We start from the raw sequence: 17,864 nt of genomic DNA, 5'->3' as shown, positions 1-17,864 counted from the left end.
TATCAGCGGCCAGCCGCAGCAGGCCGGATCAGGATATCGGCGCCGACCGCATCGACGCCGGATCGATCGAGGTCGAGTACGACATCGACGATGCTGTGATCGTCCGGATCCATCGTCACGGTGAAGCCGAGATCGCGGCACATCCCGATCATCGTGGTGTTCTCGGTCAGCACCTGGCCGGACAGGCGCTTCAAGCCCTCCGACCGCGCATAGTGGATCAGGAGCTGCATCAGCGCCCAGCCGAGCCCTTTGCCCTTGAGATCGGACTGCAGCAGGATCGCGTATTCGGCATTCTCGTACAGCGAATCCGAGTGCAGCCGGACCGCACCCATCATCTCGCCGGTGTTCGGATCGAGCGCCACAAAGGCCATCGCGCGCGCATAGTCGAGCTGGGTCAGGCGTGCGATGAATTCGTGGGTGAATTCCTTCATCGCATGGAAGAAGCGCAGCCTGAGGTCTTCGGCAGTGACGCGCGTGAAGAAATCGCTGACCATCGGCTCATCCTCCGGCCGCATCGGACGCACCGTGACACGCGAGCCGTCGCGCAGCGCGAGCTCGCCCTCCCATTGCGACGGATAGGGCCGCACGGCGAGCCGGGTGTGGCCGGCAAATAGCCGGGTGGGTTTGCGGATCGCGACCCGCGCATCGACCGCGGTCACGCCGGTTTCGTCCGCCAGCAGCGGATTGATGTCGAATTCGCGGATCTCGGGAATGTCGGCCGCCATCTGCGCCAGCTTGACCAGGGTGAGCGGCACCACATCGGCCGGGACCGCCGGCACATCGCCATAGCCGCCGAGCAGCCGCGAGACGCGGGTGCGCCCGATCAGCTCGTGGGCAAGATTCATGTCGAGCGGCGGGAGCGCCAGCGCCTTGTCGTTGATCACCTCGACCGCGGGGCCGCCACGCCCGAACACGATCACCGGACCGAAGGTCGGATCTTCGGCGATGCCGAGGATCAGTTCGCGCGCTGCGCGCCGCACGATCATCGGCTGGATCGTCACGCCTTGCAGGATGGCATCGGGCCGGGCACTTCGTGCCCGCGCCATGACCGTCCGTGCAGCTTCAACGACGCTGTCTTTGGTGCGCAGGTCGAGGATCACGCCGCCGACGTCGGAGGCGTGCCGGATGTCGCGCGAGAACACCCTGACCACGATCGCATGTCCTTCGGCGAGGAACGGTGCCGCCTTCTCGGCAGCGTCCTCGGGACTGTCGGCGACGAGCGTCGTCACGATCGGAATATGATAGGCCGCGAACAGCGCGACGATCTCGGCCGGATCGAGCCAGGCACGCCCCTCCGACAGCGCGTTCACGACGACGTGCCGCGCCGCCGCCGTCTCCGGCGTGAACACCGATGCGACGCCCGGCGGGGTTGCGGCGAGCGCAGTGGAGGCCTCGCGATAGCGCACCAGATACATGAAGGCGCGCACCGCATCGTCCTCGGTCGGGAAGTGCGGAATCCGCGCCGCCTCGAAGATCGCGCCGGTGCGTTCGTCGGCGCCGACCCAGGCCGCAAGCACCAGTGCGGCGACCGCACTCCGCTTCGTCCTGCGGTCGCGGACGCATTGCGCCACCGCCTCGGCAATCCCCTCGGCCGGAGCCACCGCGGTTTCCACATTCGCGACCAGCACCGCGTCGCTGTTCGCATCATCGAGCAGTGCGTTGAGCGCCACCACGTAGCGGTCGGCATCGGCATCGCCCGCGATGTCGACCGGATTGGCGCAGGACCAGCCCGGCGGCAGAACCTTGTCGAGCTGCGCGATGGTCTCCGCCGTCAAAGTCGCCGGAACGCCGCCGAGCTCGGCCAGCCGGTCGGTCGCGAGGATGCCGAGCCCGCCGCCATTGGTCAGGATCGCCAACCGGTTGCCGCGCGGAACGAAGCCGCGGCCGAGCAGCTCGGCGCAATCGAACAGCTGGCGCAGGTCGTAGACGCGCAGCATGCCGGCGCGGCGGAATGCGGCGTCGTAGACAGCGTCGGCGCCGGCGAGCGCACCGGTGTGCGTGGCAGCCGCCTTCGCGCCCTGCGCCATGCGGCCGGATTTCACCACGACGACGGGCTTCACGCGCGCGGCGGCGCGCGCCGCCGACATGAACTTGCGCGCGTCCTTGATGGCCTCGATGTAGAGCAGGATCGCGCGGGTGTGGTCGTCGAGCGCGAAATAATCCAGGAGGTCGGCGACGTCGACATCGAGCTGGTCGCCGATCGACGCTATGCCGGAGAAGCCGAGCCGCCGTTCCGCCGCCCATTCGATCATCGCCGACGCGACCGCGCCGGACTGCGAGATCAGGGCAATGTGCCCGTCGGACGGCTGATGCGAGGCGAAGCTCGCATTCAGCTTGGCGCGCGGCACCATGACGCCGAGGCAATTCGGCCCGATCAGGCGCATGCCATGCCGTCGCGCCGTCTGCCCCGCGGTCTCCGCGAGCGAGCCCGCGCCATGGCCAAGACCGGCCGACAGGATCGCTGCGCCGGCAACGCCGGCCGAAGCCGCCTCCGCGACGATCTCCGGAACCGCCGCCGGTGCGCTAATGACGACGAGATCCGGAACGAACGACAGCGACTTCAGGTCGGGAACGGTCGGCGCACCATCGACGTCGGCATAGTTCCGATTGACGACGCCGACGCGGCCGGTGAAGCCACTCGCTTTGATGTTCCTGAGCACCGCCGCGCCGAGCGACGACGGACGCGGGCTGCCGCCGACGATTGCGATGCTTCGAGGCGAAAATAGCCGCTCCAGGCCGTACGTCGACATTGCAGGGTCTCGCAGGGAACACGCGGAGGCGCCCGCTTCATGCGCCCTCGACCAACTCTACTGCTTCGCCCGGCTGCATGCACCTGTCGCAGTTTCGAATAGAGATGATGAAACTGCGTTGCCGATCAATGCAGGCCGAGCGCCTGCGCGAGATTGAAGGTCAGGAAGCTCGCGACATAGGCCAGCGCGAGCATGTAGATGAACGTCACCACCATCCACTTCGCGCCGCCGGTCTCGCGCCGGATCACGGCCAGCGTGGAGGCGCATTGCGGGGCGAAGATGTACCAGGCCAGCATCGACAGCGCGGTCGCGAGCGACCATTTCGTCGCCAGCACTTGGCCGATCTGCTCGGCCGCTTCCTTGCCGCCTTCGATCGCATAGACGGTGCCGAGGGCAGCGACCGCCACCTCGCGCGCCGCCATGCCGGGGATCAGGGCGACCGCGATCTGCCAGTTGAAGCCGACGGGGGCGAGCAGGGGCTCGAGCGCCTTGCCGATCATCGCAGCCAGGCTGAAATCGATGGCGGGCTCGGTCGCGCCCGCGGGCGGCTGCGGGAACGAGGCCAGGAACCAGATCAGCACCATCATCGAGAAGATCGTGGTGCCGGCGCGGTGCAGGAACATCTTGGCCCGGGTGTAGACCCCGATCGCGATCGATTTCAGCCGCGGCATCTTGTAGTCCGGCAGCTCCAGCATGAACGGCGCCGGCGCATGATCGCGCCACAGGAAGAATTTCGCGATCGCCGAGACCGTCAGCGCACTGATGATGCCGGCCGCATAGAGGCCGAACATCACGAGGCCCTGGAGGTTGATGAAGCCCCAGACGTCCCTGGCCGGAATGAAGGCCGAGATGATCAGCGTGTACACCGGAATGCGCGCCGAGCAGGTCATCAGCGGCGCGATCAGGATCGTGGTCAGCCGGTCGCGCTTGTTGTCGATGACGCGCGTCGCCATGATGCCGGGAATGGCGCAGGCAAAGCTCGACAGCAGCGGAATGAAGGCGCGGCCGTGCAGGCCGGCGCCGCCCATGATGCGGTCCATCAGGAAGGCGGCGCGCGCCATGTAGCCGAAATCTTCCAGCAGCAGGATGAACAGGAAGATGATGATGATCTGCGGCAGGAACACGATCACGCTGCCGACGCCCGAGATCACGCCGTTCTGGAGGAAGCTCTGGAGCAGGCTCCAGCTTTCGGGCAGCAAATTGTGGATCAGCTGCCCGAGCGCGGCGAAGCTGTCCGACAGAAATTCCATCGCCGGCTGCGCCCAGGCGAACACCGCCTGGAACATCACGAACAGGATCAGCGCCAGGATCACGAGACCCCAGACCGGATGCAGCACCACCGAATCGATCCGGTTGGTCAGCGTGTCGGGCTTGGTCGGCAGCGTCACCGCCGCGGCGATGATGCGGTCCGCCTCGCGCTGTGCCACCTTGAGGTCGGCGATTGTCGGCGTCGTCCACTCGCTGGCCGCCGCCTCATGCGACTTGGCCAGGAATTCGTCGGTCCGCTTCAGGAGCTCGTCGATGCCACCCTTGCGGACCGCGACCGACGTCACGATCGGCAGGCCGAGCTCCTGCGACATCCGATCGATGTCGATCGTGATGCCGCGGCGGCTCGCGATGTCGAACATGTTGAGCACGAGGATCATCGGCCGTCCCGTGCGCTTGAGCTCGAGCAGCAGGCGGATGGTCAGGCGCAGATTGGTGGAATCGGCGACGCAGAGCACGAGATCGGGCACCGTCTCGCCGCTGGCCTTGCCGAGCACGAAGTCGCGGGTGATCTCCTCGTCCGGGCTGCGGCCGCGCAGCGAATAGGTGCCGGGCAGGTCGAGCACGGTCACGCTGCGGCCCTCCGGCGTGACGAAGCCGCCGGATTTGCGCTCGACCGTGACGCCGGGATAGTTCGCAACCTTCTGCCGGCTGCCGGTCAGGGCGTTGAACAGCGAGGTCTTGCCGCTGTTCGGCGTGCCGACCAGGGCGAGGCGCAGGGATGCAGTGGTCATTCGACGATCACAGCCATGGCTTCGCTCCGGCGTAGCGCGATCGTGATGTTGTCGACGCGCACCGCGATCGGGTCCTTTCGGATCGTGCCTTCATGCAGGATTTCCACGCGCGCGCCCTCGACAAATCCCATCTCGACCAGGCGCTGCTCCAGCTCCTGCGGAGACAGCGATGAGCCCGTCACGAGCGCATCGAGCCTGATGATCTTTCCGACAAAACCGCGATCCGCATGTCCGAGCCGGACGTCCTGCAAATTATCCCGGGAGCTGTTTGGATCGCCTGTCATGCGGCCTGTTTTTCAGCAGGTAGTCACAGGGTCAAGCGTTTGCCCGTGAGAGGTTTTAGAACTCCTAAAAACAGCGCCCGGAAGCGCCATCCAGGCCGATTTTCCGCTTGACTGCCGGCGAGCGGCTAACGAGGTCGTGATACCGCCGCGCCGCAGCCGCCCGTGCTGCCCCGGACGCGAGCCGGCTGCGAATTGATCGATCCGGGTTGGCCTCCGGTAACCTTGACAGGTCGCGGAATGGCGAATGAGCGTCCGCGCCGCGCCCGGCGGCGCCGTTTCGCTTCCTCCCGCGCAACGGTTTGCGTTATGGTCCGCGCGGAGCCGGAGCGCCCGTGCAGACCGCACAACGCAATTCGCTGAGACTGCTGCAATGGATGATGGCCGCCGCGCTGGCCCTTCCGCTGGCGCTGTTCGTTTTTGCCTCCGCAATGTCCTGGATATCGACCAGCGAGGTCGCCGACCGTGAGATCGAGCGCACGGTCGACGTCGCTCATGAGCACGCGCTCAAGGTGTTCGAGACCATCGACCGCAGCCTCGCCGAGCTCAACGAGGTCGTGCGAGGCATGGGCGATGCCGATATCGTCGCGCGCGAGAAGAGCCTGCACCAGCGGCTGCGGCAGGTCGCCATGGCGCTTCCCCAGGTGAAATCGGTCTGGGTGTTCGATGCCAACGGCCGTGCCCTCGTCAACAGCCTGGTGCAGCCGGCCCCCGACGTCGACTTCTCGGACCGGGATTACTTCCGGATCCATGCCCAGGGCGACATCGGCACCTATATCGGCGAGGTGCTGACGCCGCGACCGCCTTATCTGGGCTCGCGGTTCTTCAGCGTCGGCCGGCGCCGCAACGGCGACGACGGCAGCTTTGCCGGCGTGATCCAGGCCTCCGTGCTTCCGGAATATTTCGAGAATTTCTACGCCAGGATCGGCCGCGAGCCCGGCAGCTTCCTGGCGCTGATCCGGACTGACGGCGCCGTGCTGGCGCACTTCCCTGCCGTTGACCACGATGTCCGGTTCGAGCCGAGCGGCCCGCTCGGGCGGCAGATCGTCGCCAATCCCGAAGCCGGGACGATGACGATCCAATCCCCGGCCGACGGCATCGAGCGGCGCATGCGCTACCAGCGGCTGGCTGGATATCCGATCTATGTCAGCGCCGGGCTCGAGACCTCGGCGATCCAGTCGCGCTGGAGGTCGACCATGGCCCAGCACCTGATCTTCGGGATCCCGGCCACCGCCCTGCTGTTCGGCCTGCTCGCACTCGCCTTCCGGCGAACCCAGCGCCTGCAGGAGGAGGCCAACCGGCGCATCGAGGCCGAGGAGGCATTGCAGCACAGCCAGCGCCTGGAGGCGCTCGGGCAGCTCACCGGCGGCGTCGCGCACGACTTCAACAACCTCCTGACCGTGATCCGCGCGTCGGTCGACATGCTGCGGCGGCCGGACCTGCCGGAGCCGCGGCGGCAGCGCTACATCGATGCGATCTCCAACACCGTGAACCGTGCCGCCAAGCTGACCAACCAGCTGCTTGCATTCGCGCGGCGGCAAACCCTCAAGCCCGAGGTGTTCGACGCCTGCCAGAATGTCCGCACCCTGAGCGAGATGATCGCAACCCTGATCGGCGCGCGCATCGAGATAATAGCGCAAGTGCCGGACGAGACCTGTCTCGTCAACGCCGATGCCGGCCAGTTCGAGACCGCCATCATCAACATGGCGGTCAACGCGCGCGACGCCATGGACGGCGTCGGCCGGCTCACGATCGCGGTCCGCGCCGTGGACAGACTGCCGTCCGCGACCAGCACGCCGCCGAACTCGCCCGGCCATGTCGCGGTGTCGGTGACCGACACCGGCGTCGGAATTCCGCAGGAGCTGTTCGGGCGCATCTTCGAGCCGTTCTTCACCACCAAGCAGATCGGCCACGGCACCGGTCTCGGCCTGTCCCAGGTGTTCGGCTTCGCCCGGCAGTCCGGCGGTGAAGTGACTGTCACGAGCGAGGTCGGCAAGGGCGCGACATTCACGCTGTATCTGCCGCGCGTCGTCGGCGGGCATGGCGCGCGAGCGCAGCGCACCGACGACGCGCCCTCGGTCTATCGGACCGGCGCATCGGTCCTGATCGTCGAGGACAATGCCGAGGTCGGAAAGTTTGCCGCCGACACGCTGACCCAGCTCGGCTGCACCTGCGTGCTGGTGGACAACGCCACCCACGCGCTGGAGGAGCTGGCCGTCGACGCCGACCGGTTCGACCTGGTGTTCACTGATGTCGTGATGCCCGGCATGAGCGGCATCGAGCTTGCGGAAGAGATCCGCCGGCAGCGCCTCGATCTTCCGATCGTGCTCGCCTCCGGTTACAGCCAAGTGCTGTCGCAACAGGGCAGCGGCGGCTTCGATCTGCTGCAGAAGCCCTATTCGGCCGAGCAGCTTGCGCGCGTGCTGCACAAGGCAACGCGCTCGCGCCGGCTGAGGCGCGATCAGGCGCCGGCGGAGTGAGGTAGTTGCGCGGCACATCTCAAGCACGCTGTCGTCCTGGCGAAAGCCAGGACCCATAACCACCGCAGTTGATTGGGAACGGGATCGCGGCTCCAGCGTCGCGCAACAATTGGCATTCCGGGTAATGGGTCCCCTGAGTTCGCAAACGAAGTGCAACACTTCCTTGAGGAGGTGTTGCCATGGGGCGGACTTACAAGCAGCTCTCTCTGGACGACCGATGCGAGATTGCCTGCCTATCGGCCAATGGCAGCTCGGTCCGGCAAATCGCGGCAGCTCTGGATCGCTCGCCATCAACGGTCTCTCGGGAACTGAGGCGCAATCGGGGGAGCCAGGTCGGCTACAAGCCAAACTATGCCCAGCACCAGATGCGAGCGCGGCGCTGGACGGGCGGACGCCTCGAACGGGAGCCCGGCCTGCGCCGCGCGGTGTTGGAACGCCTTCGCCGGGGCTGGTCGCCCGAGCAGGTCGCCGGCCGGCTGGCCCGCGAGTCCGGGCGCAAGGTGATCTCGCACGAGACCATCTACCGCTTCATCTATGCCCAACTCAGGCGCACCACGGATTTCAACTGGCGGCGCTATCTGCCGCGCGCCAAGAGCAAGCGCGGCCGCCGCGGCAAGAGGGGCGGCAGCCCCGCAAGCTTCATCGAAGGCCGTGTTTCCTTGGCAAATCGGCCGATCGAAGTGGCCGACCGCAGCGTGCCCGGACACTGGGAGGCCGACCTGATGATGTTCTCGAAATACGGTCAGGCCGTGCTGACCGTGCACGAGCGCACCTCGCGTCTGCTGCTCGGCATCCGCCTTGCCAGCAAGGTCGCGCGCGGTGTCGCCCGCCATCTCGTGGGCTTCTTCGCGACCCTGCCACAGGAGCTGCGCCAGACCGTGACCTTCGACAACGGCACCGAGTTCGCCGGTCACCTGGCGCTGCACCGCCTCTCGATCGAGACCTTCTTCTGCGATCCCCACGCCCCCTGGCAGAAGGGCGGCATCGAGAACGCTATCGGCAGGATGCGCCGCTTTATTCCCCGCAAGACCGATCTCGTAACCCTCTCGACCGCCAGATTCCGCCAGTTCATCGCCGCCTACAACAACACCCCGCGCAAATGCCTTGACTACCGCACGCCTGCCGAGGCCTTTGCTCAAGTGTTGCACTTCGAATGTGAATCTACCTCCCGGCTTTCGCCAGGACGACGATGAGGATGGTTCTCGATTCAAGATACCAAACAACGCGGTGTCATCACCCGAGCAGCACGCGAGTGACCGCCGGAGGCGGAACCGGGTAATTTGCCTGGCGTTATCGTGCCATGGGCAAAGCCGAGGCAAAATCCAAATCGTCGGACGGGCCGTCGTCGGCCAGGACTGCATCGCCTCGGAAAGCGAGCGCAAAGGCGGCCGATCAAGAGCGTAAGGATCCCGCGCCAAGCGAAGCGGACGAGAAGTCGGAATTTGTCGAGGTTATCGCCGAAGGCGGCGACCATGTCGAACCGCCGCCGCCGGAAATCGTCGAACCCGATCCCGAATTGTCGGCCGAAGAGGCCGAGCAGGCGCGCAAGGACTATTTGCTGACGCGGTTCTGGATCAGCGCGCGCGGCTATTGGGGCCGAAGCGGCGACCGGCTGGCGTGGCTGTTCACGATCGGCCTGCTGCTGCTGATCGTCAGCAATGTTGCCGTTCAGTACGGCATCAATGTCTGGAATCGCGCGATCTTCGATGCGATCGAAAAGCGCGACGCGGCCAGTGTCTTCCACCTGACGGCCATCTTCTTTCCGCTGGCGATCGGCAGCGTGCTGCTGGGGGTCGCGCAGGTGTTCGGCCGCATGGGCATCCAGCGGCGCTGGCGTGCCTGGCTGACCAACGCCGTCGTGTCGCGCTGGCTGACAAACGGCCGCTACTACCAGCTCAACCTCGTCGACGGCGATCACAAGAATCCGGAGTACCGGATCGCGGAGGATCTGCGGATCGCGACCGATTCTCCGGTCGACTTCATCGCCGGCGTGACGTCGGCGCTGCTCTCGGCCGTCACCTTCATCGTCGTGCTCTGGACCATCGGCGGCGCGCTGACGGTGACGCTGGGCGGCTCGTCGATCAGCATCCCGGGCTTCCTGGTCATTGCCGCGATCATCTATGCGGCGATCGCGTCGGGCTCGATCGCGGCAATCGGCCGCAGCTTCGTGCAGATCTCCGAGGACAAAAACCAGGCGGAAGCGGAATTCCGCTACATCCTGACCCGCGTGCGCGAGAATGGCGAAAGCATCGCGCTGCTCGGCGGCGAAACTGAGGAGCGCGACGGCATCGACAAGACGTTCTCGAACGTGTTGCGGCAATGGGCGCGGCTCGCCGGGCAACACATGCGCACGACGCTGGTGTCGCAGGGATCGAATCTCATTGCGCCGGTGGTACCCTTGCTGCTGTGTGCGCCAAAATTTCTCGACGGCAGCATGTCGCTCGGTCAGGTGATGCAGGCGGCCTCGGCCTTCACCATCGTGCAGACCGCGTTCGGCTGGCTGGTCGACAACTATCCGCGACTCGCCGACTGGAACGCCTGCGCACGGCGCATCGCTTCGCTGATGTTGTCGCTTGACGGGCTGGAACGCGCCGAGACCGGCGACGGCTTCGGCCGCATCGAGCGCGGCGAGACCGAGGGCGAGGCCATGCTGAGCCTCAACGATCTCTCCGTCACGCTGGACGACGGCACCGCCGTGGTCGGCGAGACCGAAGTGGTGATCGAACCGGGCGAGCGGCTTTTGGTCGCCGGCGAATCCGGCACCGGCAAGAGCACGCTGGTGCGCGCCATCGCCGGCCTGTGGCCGTGGGGCGGCGGCAGTGTCGGCCTGCACGCAGACCGCCGCCTGTTCATGCTGCCGCAAAAGCCCTACGTGCCCTCCGGCACGCTGCGACGCGCGGTGGCCTATCCCGGCGCGGCGGAGGACTGGAGCGTCGATGAGATCAGCCGTGCCCTGCACAAGGTCGGCCTCGACCATCTCAAGGACAAGATCGAGGAGGACGCGCCGTGGGACCAGACCCTGTCCGGCGGCGAGAAGCAGCGGCTCGCCTTTGCCCGCCTGCTGCTGCACGCCCCCGACATCGTCGTGCTCGACGAGGCGACGTCCGCGCTCGACGAGAAGAGCCAGGACAAGATGATGGAGACGGTGACGACGGAACTGCCGAAGGCGACCATCGTCAGCGTCGCGCACCGCGTCGAGCTCGAAGCGTTCCATAGCCGCAAGATCGTGCTGGAGCGCCGCAAGGGCGGCGCCAAACTGGTCAGCGACGTCGACCTGATCCCGCGCAAGGGCAAACGAAGGCTGCTCGGCCGCTTCCTGCGGCAACGGCAGGCAGCGGGCAAGGCGGCGTAACGGGCGTTGGCGCTGCCGTCAAAACCGGCTATGCATGCCGCGCTTTTGACGAGGCCATGCGTGATCCCGAGCAACGACATATCGCCGGCGCCGTTCGGCGCCTTCGCGCCCAATGCGGCGCAGGCCGCCATCATCCGCCTGGCGCATGGCTCAGGATTGAAGCGCGGCGCATTCCGGCCCTGGCTCTCGCGGCTCGTCAATCTGTTCGGCGCGGGGCCGCTCGACGTGACCTATCAGGGCGCATCGTTCCGCTTCTATCATCAGGCGAGCGCGACCGAGCGCGGCGCGCTGTTCAATCCCGATTACAACCTTGAAGAACTCACCTTCCTGCGGGCTCATGTCGGCGCGGATGGCACCTTCGTCGATCTCGGCGCCAATGTCGGCACCTTTGCGCTGGCGCTGGCGCGCGATGTCGGGCCCGGTGGCAAGGTGATCGCGATCGAGCCGCATCCGGTGACGCATGCGCGGCTCAAGTTCAACACCCAGGCCTCCGGCTTTCCGCAGGTGCGCCTGGTTGCGGCGGCCGCCGGCCCGACCGATGGCGAACTGATGATCGAGACCGACGGCGACAATCTCGGCGCCAGCCACATCGTCACCGGCACGCCGACAGGCAAGGCGTTCAAGGTGCCGTCGCTGCGGCTGCAACGCATCCTCGACGAGGCCGGCGCGAGCAAGGTCGATTCGCTCAAGATCGACGTCGAGGGTTTTGAGGACCGCGCGCTGATCGGCTTCTTCCGCGAGGCGCCGCAGGCACTGTGGCCGCGCGCGGTGGTGATCGAGCATCTGTCGAAGGACGAATGGACTGACGACTGCATCGCGGACATGCATGCACGCGGTTACGTCGAGCAGGGCCGGACGCGGAGCAACACGCTGCTGGTGCGGAGCTGAGATGTCTGCGGCTGAGATCGGCCGCGCCAGTCGATGCTTGTCTTCTTCTTCCCCCTGAAAGGGGAAGGTCGGGATGGGGGTCAACCGCAGATGACACTGTCTGCGAAGAGAGCAGATCCCCACCCGCTTTGCTCTTGCGAGCAAAGCGACCTCCCCTTTGCAAGGGGAGGTAAAACAACGCGGATGCAAGTGCATCACAACAAGGGAGGCTCGCGATGATCGACCATATCGGCTTTTCCGTCTCCGACTATGAACGCGCGAAAGCGTTCTACACGACGGCGCTGGCGCCGCTCGGTTACGGCCTGGTCATGGAGGTCACGGCAGAGCAGACCGGCCACGCTTCCGCCGCAGGCTTCGGCGCCGAGGGCAAGCCCGATTTCTGGATCGGCGGCGAAGGCGCCATGAACAAGCCGGTGCATGTCGCCATTCGCGCCAAGGACCGTGCCACGGTCGACGCCTTCTACAAGGCCGCAATCGCGGCCGGCGGCCGCGACAACGGTTCGCCCGGCATCCGCCCGCATTACCATCTGAACTACTACGGCGCGTTCGTGCTCGACCCTGACGGCCACAATATCGAGGCCGTCTGCCACACGCCCGGGTGAAACATCGGAACGCCGCGGCGCGCGATCCGTTGTCGCTGCGAACTTCGATGGAGCGATCAATGCGCGCGACGCGATCTGCCATCGGCAGCAGCCGCAGGGCCTCGATATGATGCCGATCGAGCCTCCCGAGATTCCGCCGACGACGCCGGGCACACCGAGCGAACCGCCGCCGGGAATTCCGCCCGGCAGTCCACGCCCCGAGGTTCCGGAGCCGGTGCGCGAACCCGGCGAGCCGCCGCGACCGGACGAGTTGCCCGGCAAGACACCCGACGAATCACCGGTGCGCGGACCGCCTGGACCGTCCGGCCCGCCGCCTGCGACAGATCGGCTCGCCGGCCGGTGCGTCGCTCTTGCGCCCAAGTTCCACGTCGATTGCAAATGTGTCGGCGCGTTTCTTCTGAACGCGCGGTGAACAACCACACATGCAACCCGTTATAATGTCGAAATAAACTTCGCCGATGATTCGTGGCTCGCCACAATCCGGCCTAACGGCTGGCGGTTCATCGTCCTGCCGAATTGTTCGGTTCTCACTTTGCTTTCCTGCCCAGACTTTCCGCCGGGGACTCCTAGACAATGACAAAGCTTCGTCTCGTGCTGCTTGCCACGACTGCGCTGACGGTGATGCAGTTCGCCACCTCAGCGTCGCACGCCCAAACTTCGCCGCTGGTCGTCGCACAGGCGCAGCAGAAGGAAGAAACCGGACCTGACGGAAAGCCGAAGGCGCGGCCAGCGCCGGGCGCGCCGGGTGCTCCTGCACGTCCCGCACCGCCGGCCGCAGCACCGCATCCGCAGGCGCCACCTCCCGCTGCGGCACCCGCGCATCCTGCTCCGCCGGCCGCAGCGCCCGCGAAGCCGACCCCGCCTGCGGCACCTGCCCGGCCCGAGCCGCCCGCGGCCGCACCGGCAAAGCCGACGCCGCCTCCGGCAGCCGCACCACATCCGGCACCGCCGCCGGCTCCCGCACGGCCCGAGCCGCCTGCGGCGCGCCCGACGACGCCTCCGCCGTCGGCTGCTCCCGCACATCCCACACCGCCTCCGCCCGCGGCTGCCCCCGCGAAACCCGCGCCGGCACCGGCACGGCCGGAGCCGCCCGCAGCGGCGCCTGCGAAGCCAACCCCGCCACCGCCGACGGCTGCCCCCGCACATCCCACGCCGACGCCACCGCCGCCGGCCGCAGCACCGCAGCGACCCGGCACGCCGTTGCCTGGCGCGGGACCCGCGCACACGCCGCCGACGCCGGCGCCCGGCGCCACGCCGAATGCCGCGCCGGCAGCACGTCCCGGCACGCCGCCCGCGGCGGCAACGCCGACACCGACTCCCGCAACGCCGGGAGCTCCGACAACGGCTCCGGCCGAACGCCGCCCTGGCGATCGTCCGGGTGGCGAACGCGGTGAGCGTCCTAGCGGCGCCAAGCAACCGCCGGGCACGCCGCCCGCGGCGACGTCAACGCCCGCGCCTTCGGCAACGACGACGCCTCCGGCAGCAGGGGCACGACCGGGCACGCCGCCCGCCGCGACAGCTCCCGGTGCGACACCGACGCCTCCGGCAGCCGGCGCACAGCCCGCACGTCCAGGCACCCCGCCTGCCGCAACAACGCCTCCGGCACCCGGCGCGACGCCGACGCCACCGGCGCCAGGTCAGCAGGGACGTCCGGCGACACCGCCCGGAACGCCTGCGACCCCGGGCGCGGCAATGGGCACGCCTGGCGCGACCCCGGCTCCGGGTCAACCGGCACGACCGGGCGTTGCGCCCGGCGTGTCGCCAGCCCAGGGAGCTGCCATGGGCGCGCCGGCGCCGTCGGTCGTTCCCGGCTCGCCCGCCGCAACGCCACCGCCCGGCCGCGCGCAATACGCGCCGCCGACGGTTGCGCCGGCCTTCCGCGCCGCGCCAGCGGTCGCAGCGCCGCTGCCGCCGCCTCCGCGGCATGACAACATCAAGCCGCTCGCGATCGGTGCCGCGGTCGGCGCCGGCGTGGTGGCCGGCGCCATCATCGGCGGAAGCATCGCCGACCTGCACAGCCAGCGGCAGGAGGTCGTCGAAGGCGGCCGCACCGTCTACACCGAGCCGGACCGCATCATCGTCCGCGATCCGGGCGGGCAGGCCTATGTCCGCGGCAACGATCTCTATCGCTTCCGCTATGGGGCCCGCGACATCCGCACCGACACCGTCGGCGGCGAAACCCGCACCGTCGTGATCCGTCCCGACGGCAGCGAGATCATCACGGTGGTCGGAACCGACGGCCGGCTGATGCGGCGCATCCGCAGGGACCCCGCCGGGCGCGAGGTGATCATCATCGACAACACCTACCGCGATCCGCGGTCGGTCGGCGGCTTCTATGTCGACGCACCGCCGCCGGTCGTCAACATGCCCTATGATCGCTACATCGTCGATGCCCAGGAGGCGTCGCCGGACTTGATCTACGAGACCATGGAGGCACCACCGGTGCAGCGGATCGATCGGCGCTACTCGCTCGACGAGATCCGTTACAGCCCCAATGTTCGCATGCAGATGCCGAGCATCGACGTCAACACGATCAACTTCGAGACGGGATCGTGGACCATCCCACCGGACCAGGCGGCCCGGTTGCAAGCGATCGCCGACGGCCTCAACCGTGCGATCCAGCGCAACCCGCGCGAGGTGTTCCTGATCGAGGGGCACACCGACGCGGTCGGCAACGAGGTCGACAATCTGTCACTGTCGGACCGTCGTGCGCAGTCCGCGGCCGAACTGCTGACGCAGCAGTTCGGTGTCCCGGCGGAGAACCTGACGTCGCAAGGCTACGGCGAGCAGTATTTGAAGGAACAGACGCAAGGACCGAGCGTGATCAACCGGCGCGTCACGGTCCGCCGCATCACGCCGCTGCTCAATGGCGGCACTGCCTCCGCCGCGCCGCCGCGCTGAGCCGCGACATCACGTTACGAAATGGCCGGGAGCGACCCCGGCCATTTTTGTTTGTTCTCCTTCGCCCTGAAAGGGGGGAAGGTCGGGATGGGGTCAGCCGCAGGTGACGGTGGCTGCGGAGAGAGCAGATCCCCACCCGCTTTGCACTCGCGAGCAAAGCGACCTCCCCTCTTTAAGGGGAAGTTGGAGAAGCCTCGATGCTCACACTAACCCTCCAACAGCAAACCTTGTTCATCTCGACCCCGCAAGCGGGAGAGGTACAGCGGGCATGCCTCGTCTCAATCTCATCATGCGTTACTTCCCCGCGCCCAGCCCCAGCGCCTCGACCATCACGCGGAACACTTCGGTATTGTCCATCGAGCCGTGCACGCGCTCGCTGCCCGGCCCGGTCGCGGTCAAGATGACGTCCTCGCCCGAATGCACGCTGGCGCCGATCATCGCCGAGAGATTGCCGGGGCGTAGGACGGCGCCCGGGACGTCCTTGTATTTGTCGTTGGCCTTGAAGGTCCCGTCGGCGCCGGCCTTGACGGTCGGCTCGTTGGGATTGTCCAGCTTCGGACGGAACGTCTCGTAGTGATCGGGCAGACTGGCGGAGAAGATGGCCAGCCGGCGGCTCACGTCGATGCGTGCCGGATAACCTTCCGCATCCGGCGCCGGATAATTGGGGAATCCAGCCCGATCGTAGACGCCGACGCGCTCACGCAGCGGCACGTTAGGTGTCGCCGCCATGTCGTCGTTGATGGTGCCGACCAAGCTGTTCGGATGGTTGTGGTCGGCTACGACCAGGATCAGCGTGTCGTCGTTGCGCGCTTTGGCCCAGTCCTTCGCCAGCCGCACCGCATTGTCGAGCATGATCGTGTCGTAGACGGCGCGCTCCATGTCGAGCAGATGAGCATATTTGTCGATCATTCCGGATTCGACCATCAGGAAGAAGCCGGCCTCATTCCGCGACAGCAGCTGCAGCGCCGCCTGCACCTGCTCGGTCAGGTCGGGCTGCTCGGGGAATTTCTTGACGCCGCCTCCCTTGAGGAATTTGCGGTCGAGCGCGCCGTCCATGTTGCCGGCGGCGAACAGGCCGAGCAATTGGCAGGTATCAGCTTTGGCCGCGAGCGTGGCGAGTTCGCCTGCGGTCGTCGCGACCGCATAGCCGGCATCGCGGAAGCGCGCGAGATAATCGATATCGTCCTTGCGTTTCGATCCGGACGTGGATTTCGGCAGGAAATTCGCGCTGCCGCCGCCCATCAGGACGTCCGGCTTCGCCGCAAAGAACTGCTCGACGATCTCGTCGTAGGCGGCACGGCGGCGCGTGTGCGCAACCATCGCCGCCGGCGTCGCGTCTTCGATCTCGGTGTTGGTGACGACGCCGACGGCGAGGCCCGCCCGGCGCTTGGCGAGGCTCGCGATGGTCTCGACCCTGGGATCGTCGAGCGGATCGGGCGTGCGATCGGCGTAGACGCCGAGCGCGTTGACGGCGCTCTTGTGCCCGGTCGCATAGGCGCTCGCCGCGTTCGCGGAATCGGTGATGATCGAATCCGAGCCTGCGGTTGCCACCAGCGCCATGTGAGGCATGTCGTCGATGGCCATCTTGCCGCGGCTCTTGCCCTCCGAAATCCCCTTGGACAGGATTCGGGCTGCGACACGGTGCGCCGGCGACATGCCATCGCCGATGAACAGGATGACGTTCTTCGCCTTGCGCGGCCCCGTATCGTAGACCGTCCAGGTCACCTTTCGGCTCTGCGTGCCGTCGCTGACTTCGACGGCGACCTGCCCGGGCCTGGCGAGCGAGACATCGCGCAGCAACAGTGCCGACTGGTCTTTTCCAGCCTCCCGCTCGGTGAATGTTCCGGACTGGCCGAACGCGGTCGCGTAATCCGCGCCGTTCACCGTCACCTTCAACTTGGCGGGATCGACCGGCCCGGGAAGCTCGACCTTGAAGTCGAATTTGGCTCCGGCCAGGATCTCGGCACGATCGATCGGATAGATCGTCTGGGCGAACGCCGGCGCTGCCGACAACGCCAGCGTGACGGCCACGCCGGCAACTCGCTTGATCATGATCGATGCTCCGCCCCTTGCGCATCATGCGCATCGGGGCGGAGGCTAGTGGCGGCGGATGACGGCGTAATGAGGCGCCGCCGGGGCGTATTGCCGCAAGGGCCGGCGTGATTTCAGCGCGCCATCTGCTGCGGATCGTAGAAGAAGCGCTCCTCGACCAGTTCCTCGCCGCGCCAGGTCTGCCAGGCGACCTCCTCCATGCTGCGGACCTTGCCGTCCTTAGCCGTGAATTCGAAGCGCCAGCAGATCGCCGAATGATCGCCGTCGAGCAAAAGCGGCCCGAGCCGCGTGGTCTTGACGCCGGCGACCGCGGCCAGCACCGCCGCCTCGCGCGCCGCCAGCGCCTCGCGGCCGACGCGCCACTCGCCGTCATTCTCCTGGGTGCGGGCATCGACTGAATAGAAATTCCTGATCGCGCCGACATGATCGTTGGATTCCACCGTGTCAGCGAAGGCTTGCAACGTCCTAAGCGAGGGCATCAGCACTCTCCATTTACCGACGGACAGTCGGTATTTATCGACCAAGAGTCGGTAAGTCAACTGGCGCCGCTACGGAACC

At 67.0% G+C, this 17,864-nt stretch carries 11 protein-coding genes and 1 pseudogene; 7 read left to right on the top strand and 5 right to left on the bottom strand.

The genetic code is table 11. The annotated features are described in order from the left end of the window. Nucleotides 1-2: 2 nt before the first annotated feature. The 3 genes from RX327_RS01765 to RX327_RS01755 all read right to left on the bottom strand — a co-directional run bounded on the left by RX327_RS01765 (nt 3) and on the right by RX327_RS01755 (nt 5,034). Entirely contained in the window at nt 3-2,750 is a 2,748-nt protein-coding gene (locus RX327_RS01765; protein ID WP_317249281.1) for a bifunctional acetate--CoA ligase family protein/GNAT family N-acetyltransferase, read from the bottom strand. Nucleotides 2,751-2,875: 125 nt separating this feature from the next. Continuing rightward, nucleotides 2,876-4,750 carry a ferrous iron transporter B gene (gene feoB, locus RX327_RS01760; protein WP_317249280.1) on the bottom strand — a complete coding sequence of 625 codons (1,875 nt, stop codon included), beginning with the start codon at nt 4,748-4,750 and terminating at the stop codon, nt 2,876-2,878. Beyond that, nucleotides 4,747-5,034, bottom strand: coding sequence for a ferrous iron transport protein A (locus RX327_RS01755; RefSeq protein ID WP_026192088.1), 288 nt, complete (start codon nt 5,032-5,034; stop codon nt 4,747-4,749). The genes feoB and RX327_RS01755 overlap by 4 nt, the downstream gene beginning before the upstream one ends. Before the next feature lie 332 nt (nt 5,035-5,366). Here RX327_RS01755 and RX327_RS01750 point away from each other — a divergent pair, with 332 nt between their 5' ends. The 7 genes and pseudogenes from RX327_RS01750 to RX327_RS01720 all read left to right on the top strand — a co-directional run bounded on the left by RX327_RS01750 (nt 5,367) and on the right by RX327_RS01720 (nt 15,254). Further along, a complete protein-coding gene (locus tag RX327_RS01750; protein ID WP_317249278.1) occupies nt 5,367-7,511 on the top strand; it encodes a hybrid sensor histidine kinase/response regulator in 2,145 nt (714 codons plus the stop codon). A 179-nt stretch (nt 7,512-7,690) separates the two neighbouring features. After that, on the top strand, nt 7,691-8,704 hold the full coding sequence (locus RX327_RS01745) for an IS30 family transposase (RefSeq protein WP_317249277.1): 1,014 nt from the start codon (nt 7,691-7,693) through the stop codon (nt 8,702-8,704). Between the two features lie 107 nt (nt 8,705-8,811). Continuing rightward, nucleotides 8,812-10,863 (top strand): ABC transporter ATP-binding protein/permease, encoded by a 2,052-nt coding sequence (locus tag RX327_RS01740; protein WP_082190490.1) that lies wholly within the window; start codon nt 8,812-8,814, stop codon nt 10,861-10,863. Nucleotides 10,864-10,893: 30 nt separating this feature from the next. Further along, nucleotides 10,894-11,751 (top strand): FkbM family methyltransferase, encoded by an 858-nt coding sequence (locus RX327_RS01735; protein ID WP_317249276.1) that lies wholly within the window; start codon nt 10,894-10,896, stop codon nt 11,749-11,751. A 215-nt stretch (nt 11,752-11,966) separates the two neighbouring features. Then, nucleotides 11,967-12,353 carry a VOC family protein gene (locus tag RX327_RS01730; RefSeq protein WP_317249275.1) on the top strand — a complete coding sequence of 129 codons (387 nt, stop codon included), beginning with the start codon at nt 11,967-11,969 and terminating at the stop codon, nt 12,351-12,353. 109 nt (nt 12,354-12,462) lie between these two features. Continuing rightward, nucleotides 12,463-12,678: pseudogene (locus RX327_RS01725) on the top strand (hypothetical protein); the annotation flags it as partial. A 248-nt stretch (nt 12,679-12,926) separates the two neighbouring features. Beyond that, the gene (locus RX327_RS01720) at nt 12,927-15,254 is read left to right on the top strand and encodes an OmpA family protein (RefSeq protein WP_317249274.1); all 2,328 of its coding nucleotides are present in this window, start codon (nt 12,927-12,929) and stop codon (nt 15,252-15,254) included. Nucleotides 15,255-15,548: 294 nt separating this feature from the next. Here RX327_RS01720 and RX327_RS01715 read toward each other — a convergent pair whose 3' ends face one another. Together RX327_RS01715 and RX327_RS01710 are read right to left on the bottom strand one after the other, a co-directional pair. Then, on the bottom strand, nt 15,549-17,306 hold the full coding sequence (locus RX327_RS01715) for an alkaline phosphatase (protein WP_317249273.1): 1,758 nt from the start codon (nt 17,304-17,306) through the stop codon (nt 15,549-15,551). Between the two features lie 113 nt (nt 17,307-17,419). Further along, the gene (locus RX327_RS01710) at nt 17,420-17,785 is read right to left on the bottom strand and encodes a hypothetical protein (RefSeq protein WP_050383592.1); all 366 of its coding nucleotides are present in this window, start codon (nt 17,783-17,785) and stop codon (nt 17,420-17,422) included. Between the last annotated feature and the right edge of the window lie 79 nt (nt 17,786-17,864).

Origin of the sequence: Bradyrhizobium sp. BEA-2-5, from assembly GCF_032918025.1 — a bacterium.
Taxonomy (GTDB): Bacteria; Pseudomonadota; Alphaproteobacteria; order Rhizobiales; family Xanthobacteraceae; genus Bradyrhizobium; species Bradyrhizobium pachyrhizi.
This window is presented reverse-complemented; position numbering and strand designations above follow the sequence as displayed.

What these genes read in the sequence shown, in the direction of transcription:
- RX327_RS01745 (WP_317249277.1), top strand. Translation starts at nt 7,691, where the DNA reads ATGGGGCGGACTTACAAGCAGCTCTCTCTGGACGACCGATGCGAGATT.
- RX327_RS01720 (WP_317249274.1), top strand. Translation starts at nt 12,927, where the DNA reads ATGACAAAGCTTCGTCTCGTGCTGCTTGCCACGACTGCGCTGACGGTG.
- RX327_RS01735 (WP_317249276.1), top strand. Translation starts at nt 10,894, where the DNA reads ATGCATGCCGCGCTTTTGACGAGGCCATGCGTGATCCCGAGCAACGAC.
- RX327_RS01765 (WP_317249281.1), bottom strand. Translation starts at nt 2,750, where the DNA reads ATGTCGACGTACGGCCTGGAGCGGCTATTTTCGCCTCGAAGCATCGCA.
- RX327_RS01715 (WP_317249273.1), bottom strand. Translation starts at nt 17,306, where the DNA reads ATGATCAAGCGAGTTGCCGGCGTGGCCGTCACGCTGGCGTTGTCGGCA.
- feoB (WP_317249280.1), bottom strand. Translation starts at nt 4,750, where the DNA reads ATGACCACTGCATCCCTGCGCCTCGCCCTGGTCGGCACGCCGAACAGC.
- RX327_RS01710 (WP_050383592.1), bottom strand. Translation starts at nt 17,785, where the DNA reads ATGCCCTCGCTTAGGACGTTGCAAGCCTTCGCTGACACGGTGGAATCC.
- RX327_RS01730 (WP_317249275.1), top strand. Translation starts at nt 11,967, where the DNA reads ATGATCGACCATATCGGCTTTTCCGTCTCCGACTATGAACGCGCGAAA.
- RX327_RS01755 (WP_026192088.1), bottom strand. Translation starts at nt 5,034, where the DNA reads ATGACAGGCGATCCAAACAGCTCCCGGGATAATTTGCAGGACGTCCGG.
- RX327_RS01740 (WP_082190490.1), top strand. Translation starts at nt 8,812, where the DNA reads ATGGGCAAAGCCGAGGCAAAATCCAAATCGTCGGACGGGCCGTCGTCG.